Source organism: Rahnella sp. EDr1-12 (genome assembly GCF_049206505.1).
Lineage (GTDB): Bacteria > Pseudomonadota > Gammaproteobacteria > Enterobacterales > Enterobacteriaceae > Rahnella > Rahnella rivi.
On sequence record NZ_JBLZNY010000009.1, the window covers coordinates 43234 to 66129 of the forward strand.

22 protein-coding genes are annotated in these 22896 nt (G+C 50.5%); 5 read left to right on the plus strand and 17 right to left on the minus strand.

Translation table 11 applies throughout. The features are described from left to right. Window positions 1–13: 13 nt before the first annotated feature. The 3 genes from rpmB to mutM all read left to right on the plus strand — a co-directional run bounded on the left by rpmB (window position 14) and on the right by mutM (window position 1379). Window positions 14–250 (plus strand): 50S ribosomal protein L28, encoded by a 237-nt coding sequence (rpmB, locus tag ACO0U8_RS22550; RefSeq protein WP_004953342.1) that lies wholly within the window; start codon window positions 14–16, stop codon window positions 248–250. An 11-nt stretch (window positions 251–261) separates the two neighbouring features. Beyond that, complete coding sequence (gene rpmG / locus ACO0U8_RS22555; protein ID WP_004392084.1) at window positions 262–429, plus strand: 50S ribosomal protein L33; 168 nt, start codon at window positions 262–264, stop codon at window positions 427–429. 140 nt (window positions 430–569) lie between these two features. Continuing rightward, the gene (mutM, locus tag ACO0U8_RS22560; RefSeq protein WP_421671658.1) at window positions 570–1379 is read left to right on the plus strand and encodes a bifunctional DNA-formamidopyrimidine glycosylase/DNA-(apurinic or apyrimidinic site) lyase; all 810 of its coding nucleotides are present in this window, start codon (window positions 570–572) and stop codon (window positions 1377–1379) included. A gap of 9 nt (window positions 1380–1388) precedes the next feature. On the opposite strand, the gene coaD is transcribed toward mutM, so the two are convergent. The 12 genes from coaD to rfaD all read right to left on the minus strand — a co-directional run bounded on the left by coaD (window position 1389) and on the right by rfaD (window position 13862). Then, complete coding sequence (gene coaD, locus ACO0U8_RS22565) at window positions 1389–1871, minus strand: pantetheine-phosphate adenylyltransferase (RefSeq protein ID WP_122097100.1); 483 nt, start codon at window positions 1869–1871, stop codon at window positions 1389–1391. A gap of 6 nt (window positions 1872–1877) precedes the next feature. After that, complete coding sequence (locus tag ACO0U8_RS22570; RefSeq protein WP_421671659.1) at window positions 1878–2645, minus strand: glycosyltransferase family 2 protein; 768 nt, start codon at window positions 2643–2645, stop codon at window positions 1878–1880. Next, window positions 2645–3919 (minus strand): lipid IV(A) 3-deoxy-D-manno-octulosonic acid transferase, encoded by a 1275-nt coding sequence (waaA, locus tag ACO0U8_RS22575; protein WP_056774466.1) that lies wholly within the window; start codon window positions 3917–3919, stop codon window positions 2645–2647. Before waaA ends, ACO0U8_RS22570 begins: the two co-directional genes overlap by 1 nt. A 120-nt stretch (window positions 3920–4039) precedes the next feature. Next, window positions 4040–5167: a glycosyltransferase family 4 protein gene (locus ACO0U8_RS22580; protein WP_421671668.1), complete on the minus strand. Its 1128-nt coding sequence runs from the start codon at window positions 5165–5167 to the stop codon at window positions 4040–4042. Window position 5168: 1 nt separating this feature from the next. Continuing rightward, the gene (rfaQ, locus tag ACO0U8_RS22585; RefSeq protein WP_421671660.1) at window positions 5169–6251 is read right to left on the minus strand and encodes a putative lipopolysaccharide heptosyltransferase III; all 1083 of its coding nucleotides are present in this window, start codon (window positions 6249–6251) and stop codon (window positions 5169–5171) included. Window positions 6252–6410: 159 nt separating this feature from the next. Next, entirely contained in the window at window positions 6411–7418 is a 1008-nt protein-coding gene (locus ACO0U8_RS22590) for a glycosyltransferase (RefSeq protein ID WP_414071797.1), read from the minus strand. A gap of 68 nt (window positions 7419–7486) precedes the next feature. Then, a complete protein-coding gene (locus ACO0U8_RS22595) occupies window positions 7487–8773 on the minus strand; it encodes an O-antigen ligase family protein (RefSeq protein ID WP_217203039.1) in 1287 nt (428 codons plus the stop codon). Then, a complete protein-coding gene (locus ACO0U8_RS22600; protein ID WP_056774486.1) occupies window positions 8770–9774 on the minus strand; it encodes a glycosyltransferase family 8 protein in 1005 nt (334 codons plus the stop codon). The genes ACO0U8_RS22595 and ACO0U8_RS22600 overlap by 4 nt, the downstream gene beginning before the upstream one ends. Further along, window positions 9767–10864, minus strand: a complete 1098-nt coding sequence (locus ACO0U8_RS22605) for a glycosyltransferase family 9 protein (protein WP_217203038.1) — start codon at window positions 10862–10864, stop codon at window positions 9767–9769. Before ACO0U8_RS22605 ends, ACO0U8_RS22600 begins: the two co-directional genes overlap by 8 nt. Further along, complete coding sequence (gene rfaC / locus ACO0U8_RS22610) at window positions 10861–11850, minus strand: lipopolysaccharide heptosyltransferase RfaC (protein ID WP_183850471.1); 990 nt, start codon at window positions 11848–11850, stop codon at window positions 10861–10863. Before rfaC ends, ACO0U8_RS22605 begins: the two co-directional genes overlap by 4 nt. Beyond that, on the minus strand, window positions 11850–12899 hold the full coding sequence (gene rfaF / locus ACO0U8_RS22615) for an ADP-heptose--LPS heptosyltransferase RfaF (RefSeq protein ID WP_217203037.1): 1050 nt from the start codon (window positions 12897–12899) through the stop codon (window positions 11850–11852). Before rfaF ends, rfaC begins: the two co-directional genes overlap by 1 nt. Before the next feature lie 30 nt (window positions 12900–12929). Further along, a complete protein-coding gene (gene rfaD / locus ACO0U8_RS22620) occupies window positions 12930–13862 on the minus strand; it encodes an ADP-glyceromanno-heptose 6-epimerase (RefSeq protein WP_112165143.1) in 933 nt (310 codons plus the stop codon). 241 nt (window positions 13863–14103) lie between these two features. Here rfaD and kbl point away from each other — a divergent pair, with 241 nt between their 5' ends. Both kbl and tdh read left to right on the plus strand, forming a co-directional pair. Continuing rightward, window positions 14104–15300 carry a glycine C-acetyltransferase gene (gene kbl / locus ACO0U8_RS22625; RefSeq protein ID WP_217203036.1) on the plus strand — a complete coding sequence of 399 codons (1197 nt, stop codon included), beginning with the start codon at window positions 14104–14106 and terminating at the stop codon, window positions 15298–15300. A 9-nt stretch (window positions 15301–15309) separates the two neighbouring features. Next, window positions 15310–16332, plus strand: coding sequence for an L-threonine 3-dehydrogenase (gene tdh, locus ACO0U8_RS22630; protein ID WP_217203035.1), 1023 nt, complete (start codon window positions 15310–15312; stop codon window positions 16330–16332). A 66-nt stretch (window positions 16333–16398) separates the two neighbouring features. Here the strand turns inward: tdh and ACO0U8_RS22635 are convergent, their stop codons facing one another. The 5 genes from ACO0U8_RS22635 to gpmM all read right to left on the minus strand — a co-directional run bounded on the left by ACO0U8_RS22635 (window position 16399) and on the right by gpmM (window position 22649). Continuing rightward, on the minus strand, window positions 16399–17328 hold the full coding sequence (locus ACO0U8_RS22635) for a hypothetical protein (RefSeq protein ID WP_217203034.1): 930 nt from the start codon (window positions 17326–17328) through the stop codon (window positions 16399–16401). A 2-nt stretch (window positions 17329–17330) separates the two neighbouring features. Continuing rightward, window positions 17331–18554, minus strand: coding sequence for a glycosyltransferase (locus ACO0U8_RS22640; RefSeq protein WP_056774513.1), 1224 nt, complete (start codon window positions 18552–18554; stop codon window positions 17331–17333). A gap of 129 nt (window positions 18555–18683) precedes the next feature. Further along, window positions 18684–19664: a divergent polysaccharide deacetylase family protein gene (locus ACO0U8_RS22645; protein WP_390973807.1), complete on the minus strand. Its 981-nt coding sequence runs from the start codon at window positions 19662–19664 to the stop codon at window positions 18684–18686. 2 nt (window positions 19665–19666) lie between these two features. Then, on the minus strand, window positions 19667–20932 hold the full coding sequence (envC, locus tag ACO0U8_RS22650; protein WP_238485073.1) for a murein hydrolase activator EnvC: 1266 nt from the start codon (window positions 20930–20932) through the stop codon (window positions 19667–19669). Between the two features lie 172 nt (window positions 20933–21104). Next, on the minus strand, window positions 21105–22649 hold the full coding sequence (gene gpmM, locus ACO0U8_RS22655) for a 2,3-bisphosphoglycerate-independent phosphoglycerate mutase (RefSeq protein WP_421671661.1): 1545 nt from the start codon (window positions 22647–22649) through the stop codon (window positions 21105–21107). Window positions 22650–22896 lie beyond the last annotated feature (247 nt).

The window sequence follows — 22896 nt, forward strand, 5'->3', positions numbered from 1 at the left end:
TGGAGATATAGACATGTCCCGAGTCTGCCAAGTTACTGGCAAGCGCCCGGTGAGCGGTAACAACCGTTCCCACGCAATGAACGCGACCAAACGCCGTTTTCTGCCAAACCTGCACTCACACCGTTTTTGGGTTGAGGCTGAGAAGCGCTTTGTAACTCTGCGCGTATCTGCTAAAGGTATGCGTGTTATTGATAAGAAGGGTATTGAGACGGTCTTGGCCGATCTGCGTACCCGCGGTGAGAAGTATTAAGGAACTGAATCATGGCTAAAGGTGTTCGCGAGAAGATCAAGCTGGTTTCTTCTGCTGGTACTGGTCACTTCTATACCACTACGAAGAACAAGCGTACTAAGCCGGAAAAATTGGAACTGAAGAAATTCGATCCAGTTGTCCGTCAACACGTGATCTACAAAGAAGCTAAAATTAAATAATTTTAGTGGATTAATAAAACCCGGCTCCGGCCGGGTTTTTTATTGCCTGAAATTTGAGGTCCGGGTTCCGGGCGTCTTTTGTTTGCCTGAGACGGTTGTCTGCGACACACTCAGATTTCGATTCTGTTACGGGAGAGGATATGCCTGAATTACCTGAAGTTGAAACCAGCCGCCGGGGGATTGAGCCCTATCTTAAAGGCCACACGATTATGCACGCCGTGGTGCGTAATGCGCGATTACGCTGGCCCGTCTCTGCGGAAATTCTGGCATTAAGCGATCAGCCCGTTCTCAGCATTCAACGTCGCGCAAAATACCTGCTGGTTGAGCTCAACACGGGCTGGATCATCATTCATCTGGGAATGTCTGGCAGTTTACGGGTGTTGCCGGAAGAGACTGAGCCGGGCAAACACGATCACGTCGATCTGGTGATGGATACCGGCCATGTGCTTCGTTATACCGATCCCCGTCGTTTTGGCGCATGGCTATGGTCAGCCGATCTGGCTGGCAGTAACGTTTTAGCCCACCTTGGCCCGGAACCGCTGAGTGAGGATTTCACCGCTGATTATCTGTTTGAAAAGTCACGCACCAGGAAATCGCCGATCAAGCCCTGGCTGATGGATAACAAACTGGTGGTCGGTGTCGGGAATATTTATGCCAGCGAATCCCTTTTTGTTGCAGGCATCTCACCGGACAGACCCGCGCACTCTTTGAAACGGGAAGAAACGGCGTTGCTGGTCAGCACAATCAAAGCTGTTCTGTTACGTTCAATTGAGCAGGGAGGAACAACGCTGAAAGACTTTTTACAGTCTGATGGAAAACCGGGGTATTTCGCGCAGGAGCTCCAGGTCTATGGCCGCGCGGGGGAACCCTGCCGGGTATGTGGCACGCTGATTGAGAGTAAAAAGCATGCTCAACGCACCACATTTTTCTGCCCGCGCTGTCAGCGGTAGGATCCGGTTTCAGGCGCTGATTTTTTCCATCAGTGCCTGAGTGACCTCTTGCGGCAGGAAAGGCGTGATGTCGCCACCGTGGCGTGCCACTTCCTTCACCAGAGAAGAGGAGATAAACGACCATTCTTTCGATGGCATCATGAACACGCTTTCCAGCGTCGGCAGTAAGTGCCGGTTCATATTGGCGAGTTGCATCTCATATTCAAAATCTGATACCGCGCGTAATCCACGTACCAGCACGTTCGCCCCCTGTGCTTTGGCAAAATTCGCCATCAAATCGCTGAATCCAATCACTTCGACATTATTCAGATGCGAGGTGACCTGGGTTGCCAGTGCAACGCGTTCATCGAGCGTAAACATGGGTTTTTTGCTTGGGCTGGCGGCAATGGCCAGAATCACGTGATCGAACATCAGTGCCGCGCGGGTGACAATATCGAGATGCCCGTTAGTCATCGGGTCAAAAGTACCGGGATAAATTGCTTTAGTGGTCATGCTGGCTCACTTCTGCAGAGGTTGGCTGAATGCCCACAAGGCGGCATATTTATTGAAAGTATACTGGGCATTGACGCCCGCCAGAATCAAACCCTGCTTTCCATCCAGAAAACCCGCGCGCAGGATCCAGGTTTTCACGAATGCGCCCAGCGTATGGGATATTACGGAGAAGAAACTGCAGCGACGTCCTTGCTGATGACGCTGGGTAGCCCATGCTTGCGCATAGCCGAGCTGTTTACGCTGAAAGGCAAAGAAATCGCGGCATGTCAGATGCAGCAGATCACCCTGAAGCGGGAGGACGCGTGCCCCGTCAGTTTCAAGGGATTCATGAACTAAATCATCGTTATAACGAAAATGTGCCGGATAAAGACGGTTCACGCGATCCGGATACCAGCCGCTGTGACGCATAAATTTCCCGAGGAATAAATTGCTGCGTCCGAGACTGTAAACGGTGTTTTCCTGCGGATCCTTGAGAGCATTTTCAATCGACTGACGAAGCTCGGGAGATACCCGCTCATCAGCATCGATCATCAAAATGTAATCGCCGGTGGCATGGCTTTGTGCCAGCTGTCGCTGTTTACCAAAACCCGGCCACTCAGTGTTCCGGAAGACCAGAGCCCCGAAACTGCGTGCGACCTCTACTGTTTCATCTTCACTGCCGGAATCGAGCAGAACAATCTCATCAGCCCAGGCCACCGATTCCAGACATTCCGGCAATAAACCGGCTTCATTGCGTGCAATCAGTACAACAGATAAGCGCTTTTTGTCAGCCATTAATGACCCCGGACAGGCAGATAAGGCTCCAGTAAATGCAGCAGTCGTTGCAGCGCACCCTGGTTCTGGTGCAGAACTTCAACGGCGTGACGCCCGTAGTACAGTCGATAATCTTCGTCCGTCAGCAGCGTGGAAATCTCTTTCACCAGCGATGCGGTATCCGTCACGGTGATCAGGCCATCGTCCTGAGCCAGTTTGGCGCAAATGTCTTTGAAGTTTATGGTGTGCGGCCCCATCAGAACCGGAATTGCGTGTGCGGCGGCTTCCAGCGGATTATGCCCGCCGCGCTCCACCAGGCTGCCGCCGACAAAGGCCAGGTCGGCGATGCCGTACAGCAACATTAATTCGCCCATGGTATCGCCAATCACCACCTGCGTGCCTGAGGACGGCACTTCGCCAGTGCTGCGCTGAGTGAATGTCAGCCCGGCTTTACGGGTGAGTTCACAGGCAACCGGGAAACGTTCCGGATGGCGCGGTACCAGAATTAACAGCAGCGTCGGATGGTTTTTCAGTAATTCTTTATGCGCTTCCAGCAGCAGCGTTTCTTCACCTTCATGCGTGCTGGTGGCAATCCACACCTGACGCCGCGATGCCCACTGGCTGCGCAGTGCGATGGCTTTGGCAGCCAGTTCGGGAGTGACTGAAATATCAAATTTCAGGCTGCCGGTGACGGCGAGCTGATTGCGTTTCAACCCCAGCGAGAGAAAGCGTTCGCCATCCTCCTGATTTTGCGCAGCAATCAGTGTGATGCGTTGCAAAATAGTACGAATGAATTTGCCGAGTTTTTGATAGCCCTTTGCAGAACGCGCGGAAAGCCGGGCATTGGCAATGACAAGCGGGATTTTACGGCGGTGCAGCGCGCTGATGAGGTTTGGCCACAATTCGGTTTCCATGATGATGACCAGCTTCGGGTTCACTTCATCGAGGAATCGGTTGACCGATCCTGCCAGATCGTAAGGTAAATAGACGTGATGCACACCTTTGCCAAAGGCGGACTGAACGCGTTCAGAGCCTGTCGGGGTCATGGTGGTGACGGTGATCGGCAATGAAGGATAGCGATGGCGCAAAGCGCGAACCAAAGGGATCGCAGCGAGGGTTTCGCCCACAGAGACAGAATGCAGCATGATGCCGCCAGGGACGACTTTACCTTTGCAAAAGCCATAACGTTCAGCCCAACGTTTACGGTAGGCCGGTGATTTACGGCTGCGTAACAGTAAACGGATCCAAATTAATGGCTGAATCAAATATATGATTATATTGTAAAAAATATTCATTTTTTAGGAGGCATTGCGTTAGGGAAAGTCAATTTCATAGAGTGAGCATAATCCCGGCGGTTAGATAGGCACATGGTATCAGATAAGTGCTATCGACTCATCATGCCTGCGTAAACGTCATCAGATAAGCAGCGAGTGATACAGCGCCACCAGCTGTTGTGAAAGGTTTTTTGGAGAATAAGGCAATATGCGTTCTCTTGCCGCATGGCTCATCAGAGAATTTTCCAGGCGGGAAGGGATTCTTTTTACAAATTCGGCCAGTTTTACGATATCCAAAGCATCGCAAACAAAACCCTCTTGCCCTTCGGTGATGAACTCCGCGCCGCCACAGGTCTGGCTGGTGATCACCGGCAGACCACAGGCCATCGCTTCAAGGATCACGTTAGGAAACGGGTCATACAGTGTTGGCAGGATCATGCCATCGGCCGCGTGGTAATAGGGCAGCACATTATTTTGAACGCCCATAAACCGAATTCGCTCAAAACACCCTAACTGACGCGCAAGAGATTCATATTTCTTCTGCGCCTTATCCTGACCGACGACGATGAGATAGCGGTCGCTGGAGGCAATGGCCTGAATAGCCGGTTTGAGCCCTTTGCGCTCGAAGCCTGAGCCCACATAAATCAGCGCGACAGCCTGTTCCGGGATCGCCATCTTCGCCCGCGATTCACGACGTTGTTCATCTGTCGCAGGCGTAAATTTTTCTGCATCAATGGCGTTATAAATAACGCTAAAACGTGACGCATCAACGCCGTAGCAACGCATGATGTCACGTTTCACCATCTCTGAATTGCAGATGATTTTTTTCAATTCCGCCGAATGAAACATCGCTTCTTCGGCGCGGAGCACATAGCTATGATACGGACTGAGGCGTGTCAGCAGACGCTGGGCGGGAGAAATAATGCGCGCGCGTTGTTCAAGCCAGACGCGGTGCGCGCCATCGCCTGCGCGAAAAATATCGCAACCCGGTATACGTTCATGGCTTTGAACAATATCAAACTGAGCCGCTTTCCAGCATGTTTGCGCGGCCGCTGCAAAGCCTTTCTCCCGTGACACCCGGCTGTGTTTGGCCGGATTGCACAGATGAATTTTCCATTTCGGATTAGGTTTGCCTTCCCACTGGCGGGTGATGATATTGAGCTCGATGTTTTGATCGTCCAGCGCTTCCAGTGCGCGGGAGATGAAACGCTCCGCGCCACCATCCGGGCGGTATTTTTGTCTGACGATCGCCAGCCGGATAGTTTTCAAATCAGCCATGCAGATAGCTCCGGGCGGCATCCAGCACGTCGCTGACCGGGATAGCATGCAGATATCGCTGCTGGGTTTTCGTATCAATAGAGTCAGGGGTGGGCAGCGGCGCGTAATCGCCCGCCCAAATCGTGGTGTTATGGTTGCCCCATGGACGCCAGTGCTGCATTTTCGTTGGCCCGAACAAAGCGACACAAGGTGTATTGAGTGCAGCGGCCATATGCATTGGCGCCGAATCCACCCCAATAAACAGTTTCGCGCCGTCAATCATGGCGGCAAGTTGTGTCAGCGATAACTGTCCGGCGACGGAAATAACCTGAGGGTTATGGGTCAGATCCTGGATCTTGCTCACCATCTGCAGCTCTTTTTTATCGGGGCCGGACGTCATGACGATAGCCATGCCGGTATCACTCAGACCGTCGATTACGCTGGCAAATTTGTCGTCATCCCAGCATTTGAAAATCCAGCGAGAGGTTGGCTGAATCACAATGTATTCGCCACTCACCTGATTTGTTTCCAGCAGCTGCTGGCAAAATGCTTTGTCACTTTCTGAATAATGCATCGACGTTTGGGCATTTTCGACAGAAAGGCCAAGCGCGGTGAGGATCGACATATTTTGCTCAACGGTATGCAATTTGCCGTGGTTTTCCGTTGTCACTAAATCGGTATGACCGGCACGCCAGATAAATGAGCGACGTTTTTTATAGTCAAATCCCAGCCTGACCTTCGCGCCTGAAAGCATCGAAAGCAGTGAACTGCGCCACTGATCGGCGAGGTTTATAACCAGGTCATAATGCCGGGAACGTACCGCTTTAAGTAACAGAAACTCCTGCTTCAGCTGATGCCGAATACCTTGTTTTTTCCATGTTCTGTCAATGACATGAATCGTTGAAATGGCAGGATGTTCACTCAGAATAGGCCGTGTTTCTTTATACAAAAGCACGTCAATTTCAGCATCAGGATAATGCTGGTGAAGCCTGTTTATCACCGGCGTTGTCAGTACCATATCTCCGTGATGACGGAGTTTGACCAGCAGAATTCTTCTGGGGGTGAACGCTGCATATTTGGCTTCAGTGTTAGGCATTCTATTATCTGATTTAGAAGATAGTGAGTTGATTCTAGGTGAAGAACAGGATGCTGTGAAGCTATTTATCTGGCTGATATAGAAAGATAAATAACTTCGTTTATGAATGAGTTATAACGGAGTTACAGACGTAAAAGAATCATCCCTTTCTGAAACATTTCAGGCAAGACGTTTACGCAGCGTGTGGAGGCGTTTCAGCCACAACAATAATTGCCACCATTGCTTAATTCCACGCGCATTGCGCAGCATAATCTGGCGCGTTCCGCTGGTATAAATATCCTCAATCATGGCCTTTTGCGCTGCCGGATCGGGCTCACGACGCACAGAGTGGCATACCGTTAAGGCTTCACGTGTGACCTGGCGCGGAAATTCGGCATAGATTTTTACCCGGTCTTTATATCGCCGGTTCAGATCATCCAGCATTTTAGCAATCTTCAGATAATGTCTCTGATATTCAACATTTTTCATTCCGGTGCGTTTCTGATTACTGATGGACAGACCATGAATATAATAACGATACAGCACTGTCTGCGTGTACCGCACGCGTTGCGCGTTAAACATAAACTCAGTCGTCCAGGGAATATCCTGATGATGTAAACCGGGTTCAAAATAGAGCTGATGCTTTTTAATCAATGCCAGCCGATATACACCGAGCCAAACCACATGCAAATAGCGATTGGTTGCCAGTGCCGTTTTCAGCCAGGTGGCGCCATCCAAAACAGGCGTCGAGGATAATCGATCGGCAGGAATGATAGGTTTTACTTTTTTCGTTCCGACGAAATAACGCTCGCCATTACACTGCGCGACGTCCAAATCATCCTGTTCACACATGTCGATCAGCGTCTGATACATATCAGGATTAAGAATGTCATCTGCGTCGGGAAAGGTGACATAGCGGCCTTTGGCGGCAGCGAGCCCGGTGTTACGTGCGAGGGAAACCCCTCCGTTAGGTTGACTGATCACTGTGATATGTGAATATTTTTCCGCGTACTCCTGAGCGACCAGATCTGAGCCATCCGTTGACCCATCGTTCACAATGATGATTTCCAGGCGGGTAAGGGTCTGCGCGACGAGCGAATCCATAAAGTTTCTGAACATCTCTCCTGCATTGTACAAGGGGATGATCGCGCTAAGCCTGATGTCTTCGGGCACCGTTGTCGGGTTCATTTCCACAATTTCCACTGATAAGAATGGCAATAAACGGGGAATCAGTGTGGTTCACTTCCCCGTAAAAATCACTGTTTTACTGACGAAGAGCGGTCACACATTCTCAGCATCAGCAGGTAACCGAACACCAGTACAATAAAGTACGGCGATTCACGGTTGTAGAACTGGGTATCGCCCTGACTGAAAAAAATCACCGGAACGGAGAGCAGTAAAAATTCGTAACCTTTTGGCACCAGCTTAAAGGGATAAAGTAGCAACACCGCGAAGAACATCACCATGATAATGCCGCCGAAAATCCCCTGCAGGGAAAGGCTGTCGAGAATGTCATTGTGTAGGTGGAAGGATAAATTACGGATTGCCTCCGGATTGCCACCTTCATGTTGATCAATATATTGGGTCGCCAGCGCGTTACGGCTGTCAGCCGACTGGCCCAGCGGATGCTGTTTAAATACCTCTATGCCGGCACGCCACATTGAAAAACGGGCACCAACGGAAGTATTACGATCCCCCTGACTGTAAGAATTCACTTCGTGCTGGAGATTATCGATACGCTCTACCACACGATTATAATAAGGGTGACCTGAAATCACCGCAGCTAAAATTAAACCGCCAATCGCAAAGCCGTAAATTATTTTCGAGGTATGCGAACTCTTTGCGAAATCATAAAGAATACTCACTGCGCTGAATAAGGTGAACAGCATAATGGCTGAGCGTGTTTCTGTTGCAGCAAGAACACCAAAAGTCATCGTCATAATAATCAGGCACGGTAGTCTGTAATGCTTAAGTGCATAATATTTCAGACTGTACATGACCAGTAATGAGAAAATGGTGAAGGTATAGGCTCCTGATGTGGAGGCATCAGAGTTAATTTTTATCCGGTCGCCTGTTTTCAGGTAAACCGCGATATGGGTAACGGCGATAATAATGAAAAGCACCGTCATGATGGTCACACCGGTGCGCATCGTTAACGTGGAGATTTCCCACTTTTTCACATTGTGCTCAATGGCGTACAGAACAAAGGCGGCGAGTATCAGGCGTTTACCACTGATCTGATAATGGTAGGCAATTAACGGATACTGTTCATTGGTGGTTAACGCAACCCAAAGTAATTTACTGACACCTAAAATAAACACGGCCCAGGCGAAAATATAGAAATGGATTTTCTTTTCTTTTTTAAATGTGATGTACAGGAAGTAAATGATGGCGATGTAAGTAATGATATAAAAGAAGTTACGCGTCACTTCACCGGAATACATGAAAAACGAAACAGATATTGCCGTAAATAAGAAGAACACAGCAGCAAGCTTATCATCAACTGATGACTGCTTAATCGCCGATAGCCAGTTCCTGATCATGAAGAGTGCTTCCTGAAGATTTTAGTGTTCATGTATTTAAACATCCAACTTAAGCTTTTCACATATTGATGTTCATGCCAAAGTGCCTGCGCATAACGCTTCATCTCTTTGTAAGAGACAGGCATATCATGTGGAACGTCATGCCATGGCGATTTTGCATAGTACTGATCATAGAGACTGGCTAATTCGCCCATACCCCAGCGATGCCATGGTTTACATTTACCTGTGTAATGAATCAGGATTGCATCTTCAGGCACCGGTGTTTTTTTACCGACTTTGTTCAGGATGATATCGCACACCAGGTTATATTTTTTAGGCAGGAGTAATACCTCATGCTCCAGAGCAATATTGAGTGCATCCTGATCCGGAAACCTGAGTTCTGTGCCATGAATTGCCAGCGTCTGAATGATTCTCTCCGTCGTTTTCTTCTCAATCCACATCGGGATGTTGATATATAAAAATCCAGAGTTGAAGTAATTCCCGCTGGTCAGCCCTAAATGGGGGCAAAGTTTATTGCGAGCTCTTTCGGTATCGTTCACCGCCGCCAGTGTGTAACGGCTTATATCTTTTTCATGCAGCTCTTTATAGCTGCCTACACACAATGTATCAGCATCGAGATAAATGAATTTTGATGTCACATCAGCAAGCAGATAGGGAATAAACAAACGATAATAAATCGCCTGTGGGTAACGCCCTATCAGCGGCAAGTCGGTAAAAGCCGATTCTTTGAAAACATTGCAGGTGATGGCTAAAGGACGATTTGCGGCCAGTTCGAGAAGTAATGATTTTGACTTCTCATCAAGCGGACTGCCAAACACGTGGATGTGGAAAGCTAAGTCAGGATTATTTTCCATAACTGAAAACACAGTGATCCCCATGCCGCGCGCATACGCGTTATTAATACCGAACGCGATATGGACAACCGGCAAGTCTGAAAACCCTAAATTGTTAACGAGCTCTTCTTTCTGCTCAAGATAACTCAGGTATTCCTGATTAGGCATGGTGCTGTTCCTGACTTGTATTACTGACGACAAAAGAACGTATCTGGTTTAGCTGTGAATCACTCAGCGAAAACAGTTGTTCCGCACTGTGTCTGAACGTGTAAGGTGCAGAGAATATAAAGGATTCCGGCGAAAGGCTTTCATCTTCCGGCGATAAAATTAATGCAGCAAAGGTTGGATGTTGCTCGGCCAAATCACAAGGGCCCGCGAGACACACCACCGGGACGTCGACGGCATCGGCAATATAAATATTGCCCGAGTCGGAGGCGATATACACATCCATCTGCGAAATGGCATACGGCACTTCATGCAATTTCAGCTTACCTATCAGGCTGGTGATGTTTTTATTGTCATTCCGTTTTTTCAGCAACTGGTCGAGATAGGGCTGTTCGTTCTCAGGGCCAAAAACATAAAACTGACAAGGCAGACCCTTCAGGCAATCGAGTATTTTTATCCAGACGTCGGTTGGGATAGTTTTTGCCTTATTTCCCGCTGAAATGCTGATGCCTATTCTTATCGTTTCTTTTATAGCGAGTTCAGGAAGGTTTTCTTCCGGCACATAAAGCGGCCAGGTGGCATGTTTTTTATAACTTTCAGCGGTGAGAACAGGATCTGCCAGCTTCAGATAGCTTTCCAGAGTGAAGTCGGTTTTTCGGTGCACCCTGACCACATCTGCCGTCTGATAAAAAATGCCGTGGTACCACTTACGGGTGTAGGCAATCAGAAACGCTTTATAACTGGCATTGCAGAAGGCGGCATAAAAAGCATTCACGCTGTTTGGCTGGAGTAAAAAAACGCGGTCATAGCGATTCAGAAAATGAAACGCCAGACGGATCTTGGAGAATAAAGATTTTTTATAATCTTCAATCAGATAAATGGATTCAATCGTCGTATCGTGCGCGGCAAGCGGTAACACCGTTTTACTGATCAGCACGTCAGATTTTTTTAAATGCTTCAGCAGCGGGGTGATATTAACGAAATCCCCGATCTTGGCGGTTTGGATAACCAGATTGCGGCCAGTGCTTCGATGAAAAGGTTTCATTAGCATTTTGAATGGCCACAGCAAGATAAAAATTATCACGTAGCTCATACTTTGCTCGCTTCCTTTTCCGCGGAGATCATCTCATTCAGTTGCTTAAATACGCGCTCGGCCGTCAGGTTTTCCAGCGAATTGTTCTGTGCTTTGAGAATGAACTGATTCTGCCCGTAGCCGCCGATCAATCCCGGATCCGTCGGTCCGTAGAGCGTGATATTAGGCCGATCAAGTGCAGCCGTCAGATGGCTCAACCCGGTATCGACAGACACGACTGCTTTGGCACCGGCTAAAACCTCCGCCACATTTTCCAGGCTCAGTTTTGGTAAAACCTCGACATCAGGAAAGCCCTCTGCCAGACGTAATGCTCTTTGATATTCGTGCTCTGCTCCCCAGGGAAGCTTGATGCGGATGTGTTGCGCGCTCAGCAGTTCAATCAGTTTACGCCAGTGTGATTCTGGCCAGTGTTTGTCCGCGCGGGTTGTTGCATGGAGAAACACCAAATACTCGTGCGCATCGGCGGGAAGGTGTGACAGGAATCGTGCTGCAATGGCGTAATCACCCTGAGTCGCAGGTTTTTCATAGCCCAGACTTTTTGCAAATAGCTCCCGGGTACGTTCTACCGCATGCTGTTTTTTATCGATTTCATGGCGATGGTTGTAGAACCAGCTGGCAAAAGGTTCACGGGCACTTTTACAGTCCTGACCGTGTTTTTCGCCTTTAGCGACACGGGTGACCAATGCCGCGCTTTTCATCAGGCCCTGTGCGTCGATCACGGCGTCATAGGTCTGAGACTGCACTTCACGTTTGAAATCACAGCGCTGCTGACGGGTTTCAGAACCGAACCAGTTTTTACGCCAGCGTCTTATGGCGACCGGGATCACCCGGTCTACGGCAGGGTGCCAGCCAGGGATCTGTGCAAATCCCTCTTCCACGACCCAGTCAAAGCGGATCCCAGGAATAGCCCTCATGGCATCCGTTAACGCAGGAAGCGTGTGCAATACGTCGCCCATTGACGAGGTTTTGACGATGAGAACCCGCATTACTGCTCCTTCCTTGTGCACAGTAACTGATTTAATTCCTGATAAACCTGCTCTGGTTGAATATCAATCAGGCTCTGGTGATAACCTTCTTCAGCATCGCCTTTACGGACTTTATGATAGCCGGTGATCAAACGGATAACTTTTGCCTGACGGCTGAGAGGCGGCGTGAAATCAGGGCTGCTTGGCCCGTAGAGCGCCACCAGCGGTTTATCCAGCGCAGCCGCGACGTGCATCAGACCGGAGTCATTACTGACTACGGCGTGACAGGCAGAAATCATGACGACGGCCTGATCCAGAGATGTTTTTCCCGCGAGATTGAGGCAGAAAGGCTGCGCACTCTCAGACAGAGCAAGGCGGATTTGTTCTCCGGCAGGGTGGTCTTTCGCCGAGCCAAACAGCACCACCTGATTACCTTCGTGGATCAACTTTTCCGCCAGCGCGGCATAATGATAATGCGGCCAGCGTTTTGCCGGGCCAAACTCCGCGCCTGGACAGAATCCAATCAGCGGGCGGGCGTTATCGACATTGAACGAGGCGGTGACGGCGGCGATTTCAGCTTCGCTAACCTGCAATTTCGGCCACAAAATGGGCTGCGGAAGATCGGCGGCTGTTTTAATGCGTGGAGCATCGTAAGCCAGCGCGGCATAGCGCTGAACCATCAGCGGAAAGGCTGCTTTATCCAGAACGCGCACGTCATTCAGCAGACCATAGCGCATTTCACCGCGCCAGCCTGTACGTTGAGGAATGCGCGCAAAAAAGGGAACCAGCGCCGATTTAAACGAGTTGGGTAAAACGTATGCGCGTTGATACTGTTCTTTGCGCAGAGAAAGGCCCAGACGGCGGCGCTCACCCAGTTCCAGAGCGCCATGACCCAACGGCATCGACAATGCCCGATTCACTTCTGGCATCCTGTCGAGCAGCGGACGGCACCATGCAGGCGCCATCACGTCAATTTGTGCATCCGGGTGCGCCAGTTTCAGGGTGCGGTAAAGACTTTGTGACATCATCATGTCACCGACCCATGACGGCCCAATTACCAGTATTTTCATACCGTTAATCCATTCCTCAATGTGCGGTTCTTAGACTGTGCGGTTGAGCCAGCTCATGTATTCCGTCACACCTTCGGCAACCGTTTTAAACGGTTTGTCGTAGCCTGCTTTACGCAGAGCCGTCATATCAGCCTGAGTGAAGGACTGATAACGACCTTTCAGTTTTTCCGGGAACGGAATGTATTCGATATCGCCCGACTTGTGGTAAGCCACCACGGCATCTGCCACGGCCTGGAAAGATTCTGAACGGCCAGTCCCGCAGTTGAAAATACCGGATACGCCGTTCTGCCAGAACCACAGGTTTACTGCGGCCACGTCACCGACATAGATGAAATCGCGTTTGAAGCCTTCGCTGCCGGAGAATAATTTTGGATTCTCACCGGCGTTGATTTGGTTGTTCAGATGGAACGCAACGCTGGCCATGCTGCCTTTATGGCCTTCACGCGGGCCATACACGTTGAAGTAACGGAAACCACAGATTTGCGATTCAGCATGCGGCAGAATTTCGCGAACATACTGGTCAAACAGGAATTTGGAGTAGCCGTAAACGTTCAGCGGTTGCTCGTACTGACGCTCTTCCACAAAGCTGGTGCTCTGGCTGCCGTAAGTGGCGGCGGAAGAGGCATAAAGGAAGGGAATGCTCCGGTCCAGACAGAAGTGCAGGATATCTTTCGAATACTGATAGTTGTTATCCATCATGTATTTGCCGTCCCACTCGGTGGTGGAAGAGCAGGCGCCTTCATGGAAGATCGCGTCGATATCACCCAGATCATCACCCGCGACGATGCTGGCAATGAAATCTTCTTTGTCGCAGTAATCCGCAATATCCAGATCAACCAGATTGACGAACTTGGTACCGTCTTTCAGGTTATCGACCACTAAAATATCGCGGTATCCCATATCATTGAGCGATTTAATAATATTGCTGCCGATAAAACCAGCGCCGCCAGTGACGATTATCATGGGACTCACCTTTAATCATTTTAAAATCACGCACCATGCGTGATTTATACAGTTGGCAATATCATAACACTTCATTATCAAGCTCACATTGGGAAGGTGTCCGATATCACGCATTCTTATGTTTCAGAGCGTAAGGCGTGAAGTATGCTGCAAAATGAAGATTTTGTGAGCGTTTTCATCGTTATTTCATATGCAGATTAGTAATGTATTCCGTGAATGAGTCATTTCAGGAGAATACTGTATGTCTGTTTCGTTTTATCGCCAGTTGGAAGATCAGCTCGATCAGGCGCGGGTTGAAGGGCTGTTTAAAGAAGAGCGTATTCTGACCACTCCGCAGCAGCCCGAAGTTTCGGTCGCGGGTGGAAAGCCGGTCATTAATTTTTGCGCCAATAACTATCTCGGGCTGGCGAACCATCCTGAATTAATCCGGGCCGCCAAGGCCGGTCTTGACAGCCACGGTTTCGGCATGGCTTCGGTGCGTTTTATTTGCGGCACACAAGATACCCATAAAGAGCTCGAACATCGTCTGGCAGATTTTCTGGGTATGGACGATGCCATTCTCTATTCCTCCTGTTTCGATGCAAACGGCGGCCTGTTCGAAACCCTCCTGGGAGAAGAAGACGCGATTATTTCGGACGCACTCAACCATGCCTCCATTATTGACGGTGTACGGTTATGCAAAGCGAAACGCTATCGTTACGCCAACAACAATATGGCCGAGCTGGAAGCCCGTTTACAGCAGGCAAAAGACGACGGTGCGCGCCATATTCTGGTCGCGACCGACGGTGTATTTTCGATGGATGGGGTGATCGCCAACCTGAAAGGCGTGTGCGATCTGGCGGAGCGTTTTGATGCGCTGGTGATGGTCGATGATTCCCATGCGGTCGGTTTTGTCGGTGCAGAAGGGCGCGGAACGCATGAATACTGCGATGTGATGGGCCGCGTTGATATTATCACCGGTACGCTCGGCAAAGCGCTGGGTGGGGCATCGGGTGGATATACCGCCGCACGACAGGAGGTCATCGACTGGCTGCGCCAGCGCTCGCGACCTTATCTGTTCTCGAATTCGCTGGCCCCTTCGATCGTTGCTGCCTCGATAAAAGTGTTATCCATGCTCGAAGCCGGCAGTGAGCTGCGCGAGAAGCTGCTCTCCAATTCCAAACTGTTCCGCAAAAAAATGACGGCGGCGGGGTTTACCCTGGCAGGTGCCGATCACGCCATCATTCCGGTGATGCTGGGCGAGGCACGGCTGGCGCAGGATTTTGCTGCCCAACTTCAGCAGGAAGGGATTTACGTGACCGGGTTCTTCTACCCGGTTGTGCCTCAGGGGCAGGCGCGGATCCGCACCCAAATGTCAGCCGCCCATACGACTGAACAGATCGAACAGGCCGTTGACGCTTTCATCCGTATCGGTAAAAAACTTGGCGTGATCGCCTGAGGAATGTCCATGAAAGCGTTAGCGAAACTGAAACGTGAAGAAGGCATCTGGATGACCGATGCGCCGGTGCCGGAAATGGGCCATAACGATTTGCTGATTAAAATCCGCAAAACGGCGATCTGTGGCACCGATGTGCATATCTACAACTGGGATGCATGGTCACAAAAAACCATTCCGGTGCCGATGGTGGTCGGCCATGAGTACGTCGGTGAAGTGGTCGGGATCGGGCAGGAAGTTAAAGGCTTTAGTCTCGGCGACCGTGTTTCCGGCGAAGGGCATATCACCTGCGGGCATTGCCGCAATTGTCGCGGTGGCCGCACGCATTTGTGCCGAAATGCGCAGGGCGTCGGCGTTAACCGGCCTGGTGCGTTTGCTGAATATCTGGTGTTGCCCGCGTTCAATGCTTTTAAAATTCCGGATAACATTTCTGATGATCTGGCCGCTATTTTCGACCCGCTGGGCAATGCGGTGCATACCGCACTGTCGTTTGATCTGGTGGGTGAAGATGTACTGATCAGTGGTGCCGGGCCGATCGGTATCATGGCGGCGGCCATCTGCAAGCACGTCGGTGCGCGCCACGTGGTCATCACGGATATGAACGAATACCGGCTGGAGCTGGCGCGAAAAATGGGCGTCACCCGTGCGGTGAATGTCAGCCAGCAAAGCCTGCCTGAAGTGATGGAAGAGCTGGGAATGACGGAAGGGTTTGACGTCGGTCTGGAAATGTCCGGTGCGCCGGCTGCATTTCGCAGCATGCTCAGCGCGATGAATCACGGCGGCCGGATTGCGATGCTGGGCATTCCTTCGACCGAAATGGCGATCGACTGGAATCAGGTAATCTTCAAAGGTCTGTTTATCAAAGGGATTTACGGGCGTGAGATGTTCGAAACCTGGTACAAAATGGCGGCGCTGATCCAGTCTGGTTTAGATCTCACACCGCTGATTACCCATCATTTCCCCATTAATGACTTCCAGAAAGGCTTCGATGCCATGCGTTCAGGGCATTCAGGCAAAGTTATTCTCGACTGGTAACACAACGCTTCAATGACAAAGGCCCGCAAAATCAGCGGGCCTTTTATTTTCGTACCACAATACATTCTACAGCGTGGGATCTGCCGCTTGCTTCTCGGCATCGGTGAGGTAGCGCACTTTGCGGGTGTAATCCTGCCCTTTAAACAGCAACTCATTATCCGGCGAGGCCAGATATTTCTGCCATTCAGACAGCGGGAAACCCCCGTGCGCGCCAATCACTTCTTTTGGAATGACTGACGGCGTGCCACCAATTTTCTTCGACACCGGCCAGTTCATCCAGTCGCCTAAATTGACGCTTTGGATGTCCAGCGTATCGAGCATGGCAGCGAGCGGCAGTTGATCCGTGGGTGGCTGGTTATCAGGCAGAATATTCCAGGTATCGCGGAAAAACATAATCCACAGCGGGCACAGGCGTTCCCAGGTTTTGCGCGTTGCCGCCAAGAATGCCCCGTTAACGTGGTCAACGATGTAAGGTCGCACGCTGTCTTTGTAATAAGCCGGAATGCTGGCCGGATCGCAACCGTCGAGTTTTGCGATCATTTTGCCCTGACGGAAACTCGAATAAATGTGATTTTCATGCAACTGAATTTCCGGCATTTTCAGGAGATTCAAATCTGAATCGATCATCAAAATACCGTCAGTTCTGGCCTGCAAGGGCGCCATCAGTTTGATCAACCGGCTCAGGTAAATTTGCTTATAGCGATAGTCGCCGGATTTTGTTTCAGGACTGAGCGTCACAATACGGACTTTCTCTGGCAGCGTTCTGAACTGGCTGGCGTCCTGATCGGTAACAATGACGATTTCCTGTAACTCAGTGGCAAATTTGTCGGCAAACTCGGCGCACAAACAGGCTTCTTCAATATAGTCAGCGCCCGTGGAAGGGATCACCACAGACGTCACGCTGTTCTTTGGCATACCGGCAGTCAGCGTCTGCGCGTAAGGCAGATTGTGACGCGAAAGAATATGACGATATTTTGAATTCAGAAATTTGAACATGTTCAGCCTTGTTTCTTTTTGACACTGCTTAAAACGGTTTCTACGCCAGAGACATACTTCTCAATGGCAAATTTATCGCGAACATTAAGGTTCGCCCGCTGCGCGATCTCGTGGCGGAGATGCTCATTGAGATACAGCGTTTTCATATGGTTAAACAGCATCTCAACGTCGCCGTACTCGAACAACATGCCCGTTTCAGTATTCTTCACAAGCTCGGCCGTGCCGGTGACATTGGAACCAATCACTGGGGTTTTCAATAACATAGATTCCAGAACAACACGCGGCAGGCCCTCACTTTTCGATCCCAGGATAAAGGCATCGAAAGCGGAAAGATATTCCAGCGCATTATTTTGAAAGCCGGTGAATACCACTTTATCCATCATATTCAGGCTGGCAGCCTGCTGGATTAAGCGACGCAAATTTGGGCCTTCGCCTACAAAAACCATCTTCCATTTTGCTTCAGGAAAGGCGCGGTTGAATTTATCCAGCGCCAGCAAGGTGAAGTGATGGGCTTTGCGGTTGATCAGAGAGCCGATGCTGCCAAAGATGAAGGTATCGTCTTTAGCATCCAGCTCCCGGCGAATATTTTTGCCATCAGGCAGCGGCTGATTAATATCAATGCCGTTGAAAACGGTGAAACATAATTCGCTGCGCACGCCGCGCTTAAGCAATTGTTCCTGAACGCCCTGGGACACAGAAATAATGCTGTGGCAGAACTTATTCACAATCCGCACGACATCGCGGTTAAGGACCGGCTCAATGCGGCAATGCTGCACAATTTCTGTCGGTAAACCGGCGGTGGAATAATAGCCTTCAACGTTAGAGCTGGGCTGATTATTCATATATAAAATGTCGAACTGTCCAAGCTCCAGCAGGGAGTGGATTTTGCGGATATTGGGATTGATGCGCCAGATTTTATCGATGGAGTAAATGGCTTTCTGGCGCAGGGCACTGCTGAAGAAAAACAGGGTACGCAGCACTTCTTTACTGATTTTTGCCCATGCAGGTTGCTTAACCTGCGGAATGAAGAAGACCGGAATATTCAGCGAGTTCAGGATCTGGCTGATGGTTTCCCCATTATCACGCGCGTAATCGTTATAAAAGCAGCAGCTGATTTCAAATTTTTCCCGATCGATTCTTTTCAGCAGCTCTAACATACTGTTAGTGCCACCTCCCCATTCTTTGCCGCTGTCGAGCAGCAGAATTTTAGATCGATCTTGTCCCATTTATGAGCGCCCCTGCGCAGTCTGAATCCAAAAACATGCAGCGCCCATTATAAGGGGCAAATTCTTTAAGCTCTACCTATTTGCTTTTAGGCGCTATGAGCTTGCTTATCAATACGTTGCGTACGTGTTTTATTTCTTCGCCTCGGGTGTGGTGTCGGCATGCGGCTCAACCGGTGCCGATCCCACAGACGTGGTCAAAATATGATACTGACGTTCAACGAATACGACAGCCGGTAATGTTGCCAGGCTTTCACCGATAACTTTAAACATCGTGTCTGCGTAAATCTGCGGAGCAGGCTGTTTCACACGGCACACGCTGATGCCTTTGCTCGTGGATTTTACCGATGTCGATTTCGGCGGTTTACCCGCTGATGATGAGCTGCGTACCGGCTCGTTAAGTAACTCACTTGGCCGTACCAGAACAATATCGGAAGGCAAATTCGGCAGCATTTGTTGCAGCACTTTTACTGTCGCCGGATGCGGATGCCCGATGGCAATCGCATAGCCATTCTTACGTGCCAGCTGAATGGCGCGTTCAAACTGACGGCGGATCTCGCCCTCATTTTGCACATCATCCAGAAAGACATTGCGCTTGATGACTTTCACGCGCGTTCCCTGAGCCGCATTGACCGACTGGGTATTGCCGATAGTCATGCTGTCGAGAAAAAACAGATTGTGGGCGTTCATCGCCTGCATGACATTGTCCATGCCGCTGCGGCTTGAGGTCATCGCGCTGCCCATATGGTTATTGATGCCGATGGCGTAGGGAATATTGCGGATGGCCTGATCAACGATACGTTTGACCTCAGCCGCGCTCATTGACGGCGTGAGGGTATCCTTTTCCAGCGGTTGCTTACTGAGCGGCGCCATCGGCAGGTGAATGAGGATCTCACGTCCCTGCTGATGGGCTTTGTTCATCATCATTTGCGAATCAGGGGCATTGGGGAAAATGGCGACGGATACCGCTTTTGGCATCTGAAGTACCTGGTTTTCCTCATGCTGACGATAACCAAAGTCATCGATCAGGATGGATAATTTCGCTGCCTGAACCTGACAAACGAATAACGCAGTACCACAGAGGGCAACTAAAACGGACTTTTTGTATCGCAATGCTATCTTCCCAACCACGGCTGTGGATTAACGGCCTGGCCCTGACGACGAATTTCAAAATACAGCGATGGCTGGCCTTGTCCGCCGCTGTTCCCTACTTTGGCAATAGCCTGACCGGTTTTCACCTGGTCGCCTACGCTGACCAGCGCATCCTGGTTGTATCCGTACAAACTCATATCGCCCCTGCCGTGATCAATGACCACAACCAGACCATAGCCTTGTAACCAGTCTGCCAGAATGACGCGGCCTTCAGCGATCGCCCGGACATCACTGCCTTCACGCGCTGAAATCACGATGCCTTTCCAGCGTAGTTCACCCTGTAACTGTTCGCCGAAACGGTGTATCAACGAACCATTCACTGGCCACATATTCTGGCCTGATGGCCTGCCCAACCCGCCCGTACGCGCCATGAGTGATTGCTCGCTTTGGGTAGGTTTATAGGTTGACCCTTTTTTCTTCGCCTGCTGCTCTTTGGCCCTGACCGCCGCGGCCTCACGTGCTTCTTTTTCTGCACGGGCTTTTGCCGCACGTTCAGCGGCGGCAATTTTGTTTTGCAGACTGGATTCGTTGGCGCGCAGCTCAGTCAGGCTCTGTTCATCTTTTTGCAAAGAGGATTCCAGCGCCGTCAGCGTTTTCTTACGTGCTAAGCGAGCTTGCTCCAGCTTTTGCTGCTGGGTTTGCTGCTCGCCTAACAGGCTTTTCTGTTGGGTTTGTTTGGATTGCAGAGAAACCCGCTGTTCTCCAAGGGTGGTGCGCGTTTGTTTCAGTTCTTCGATGCTCTTCTGCCGGGCTTCGTTCAGGTAGCCGAAATACGCCAGGATCCGCTCGCTGCGTTCGCTTTCTTCACTACTGAGTAGGAGTTGCAGACCTTTATGCTGGCCCACACGAAAAGCGGAATCGAGCTGTTTGGCGAGGATGGCTTCCTGGGTTTTTTGCTGTTTCTGCAACTTGTCGATAGACGCCGTCAGCCCGGAGATCTCTTTACCGAGCGTGGTTAGCGTGGATTGCGTGCCGCGAAGTTCGCTGCTGGCTGAAGCAATGGTTTTTTCCTGCGCCTGCAATTGTTGCAGCAACGTGCCGCGTTGCAGTTTCTGCTGCTTAACGCTTTTTTCTTTTTCTGCGATGTTTTGCTGAATGGTTTTGAGCTGATCTTTATTGTCATCAGCGTGGGCATTCAGGGAAAGCGTCAGTAATGAGGCACAGAGTAATAAGGCTGAAGATGGGAAGGCGGATGCGCCCTTGTCCGAAGCGGAAAGGCGATTTCTCATCAGGCTGAAATGAATGAATTTGCTCAAACTTTTTTCCGCTTGTCGACCGTGGATGATAGACAATATGGCTGTCCCTGGCCGTATCGTAACACTAATCAACCGGCTGATGCACAAACAAAAAAGGCGTACCAGCCTGAGCTGATACGCCTGTGTTTCAGCGTTTTTTCGGAAATTAACGCGCGATAAACAGCGGTTTGCCGCTCATTTCTGGCGGAATGTCCATTCCCATCAGTGAGAGCATGGTCGGTGCGATATCAGACAGTTTACCGCCTTCCACTGCCACTGCGTTGCCACCCACATAAATCAGTGGAACCGGCAGGCTGGTGTGCGCGGTGTGCGCCTGACCGGTCGCGGGATCACGCATTTGCTCTGCGTTACCGTGGTCAGCGGTGATCAGCAATTGGCCGCCGACGGCTTTCACTGCATCAACAACCTGCGCGACGCATTTATCCAGCGTTTCCACGGCATTGACTGCGGCCTCATATACACCGGTATGGCCGACCATATCGCCATTCGGGTAGTTACAAATAATGGCGTCGTACTTACCGCTGGCGATGGCGCCGAGCAGTTTGTCTGTCAGTTCAGCAGAGCTCATTTCCGGTTGTAAATCATACGTGGCGACGTTCGGTGATTTCACCAGAATACGATCTTCGCCCGTAAACGCATCTTCCATCCCGCCATTAAAGAAGAAGGTGACGTGGGCATATTTTTCGGTTTCGGAGATGCGCAGTTGCGTTTTGTCATGCGCCATCAGCCATTCGCCCAGGGTGTTTTTCAACGACGCTGGTGGGTAGGCGCAGGCAGCATCAATGTCAGCGGCATATTCGGTCAGCATCACGAAATCGCCGAAGTTAATCACTTTTTCGCGGGTAAAACCGTCGAAGTCCGGGCTGATAAAGGCGCGGGTAATTTCACGTGCACGGTCAGCACGGAAGTTCATGAAGATCATCGCATCGCCATCGTTGATGGCTGCGGTTTCTTCACCGGCTGTTTGCAGGACGGTAGGTTTCACGAATTCATCATTTTCATCGCGGGCATACGCAGCTTGCAGGCCTGCTAACGCGGTATCGGCGGTGAACGCGCCGCTTGCCTGTGTCATCAGGTCATAGGCCAGTTGTACGCGATCCCAGCGGTTATCACGATCCATGGCGTAGTAACGGCCAATAAGGGAGGCGATACGGCCAGTGCCGATTTCAGCGAATTTTTTAGAGAAGCGTTTTAAAGCGGATTCTGCGCTGCGCGGCGGTGTATCACGGCCATCGAGGAATGCATGCAGATAAATCGCTTTTGCGCCGCGACGGTTTGCCAGTTCAATCATCGCCATGATGTGGTCTTCATGGCTGTGCACGCCGCCTGCAGACAGCAGACCCATGATGTGGACAGCTTTGCCCGCGCTGACGGCGCGATCAACAGCGGCAGTCAGTACGCTATTATTAAAGAAATCGCCTTCTTTGATCTCTTTATCAAGGCGGGTCAGGTCCTGATACACAATGCGACCCGCGCCTAAATTGACATGGCCGACTTCAGAATTACCCATCTGGCCGTCAGGCAGGCCAACGTCCAGGCCGGAGGCGGCGATCAGTGTATGAGGCTGGGTCGCCCACAGAGAATCCATCACCGGTGTTTTGGCATTCAGAATGGCGTTGTCTTGTTGCTCTTCACGATGGCCGTAACCATCAAGAATCACCAGAACCATCGGTTTTTTGTTGCTCGACATGTCAATTGACCTCAGTTTGAAAGATGAAATGCTCAATAGCCTCGCCGGCTCAACAGGGGAAACGGGCGCGGCTATGGACATTTACGCGGGCTGATTTTACCTCAGCGGGAAAGGTGAATAGCCGTGAGAGATCAAAGATGGGGTGAGGTGAGGGTTAACTTTCGCCATAAAGGCGTGCTAATTTCTCGGGATGTGCCGCAGATTGTGGCATTAGCCCGCGCATACTGGCTGTATTTGCTCCGACGCG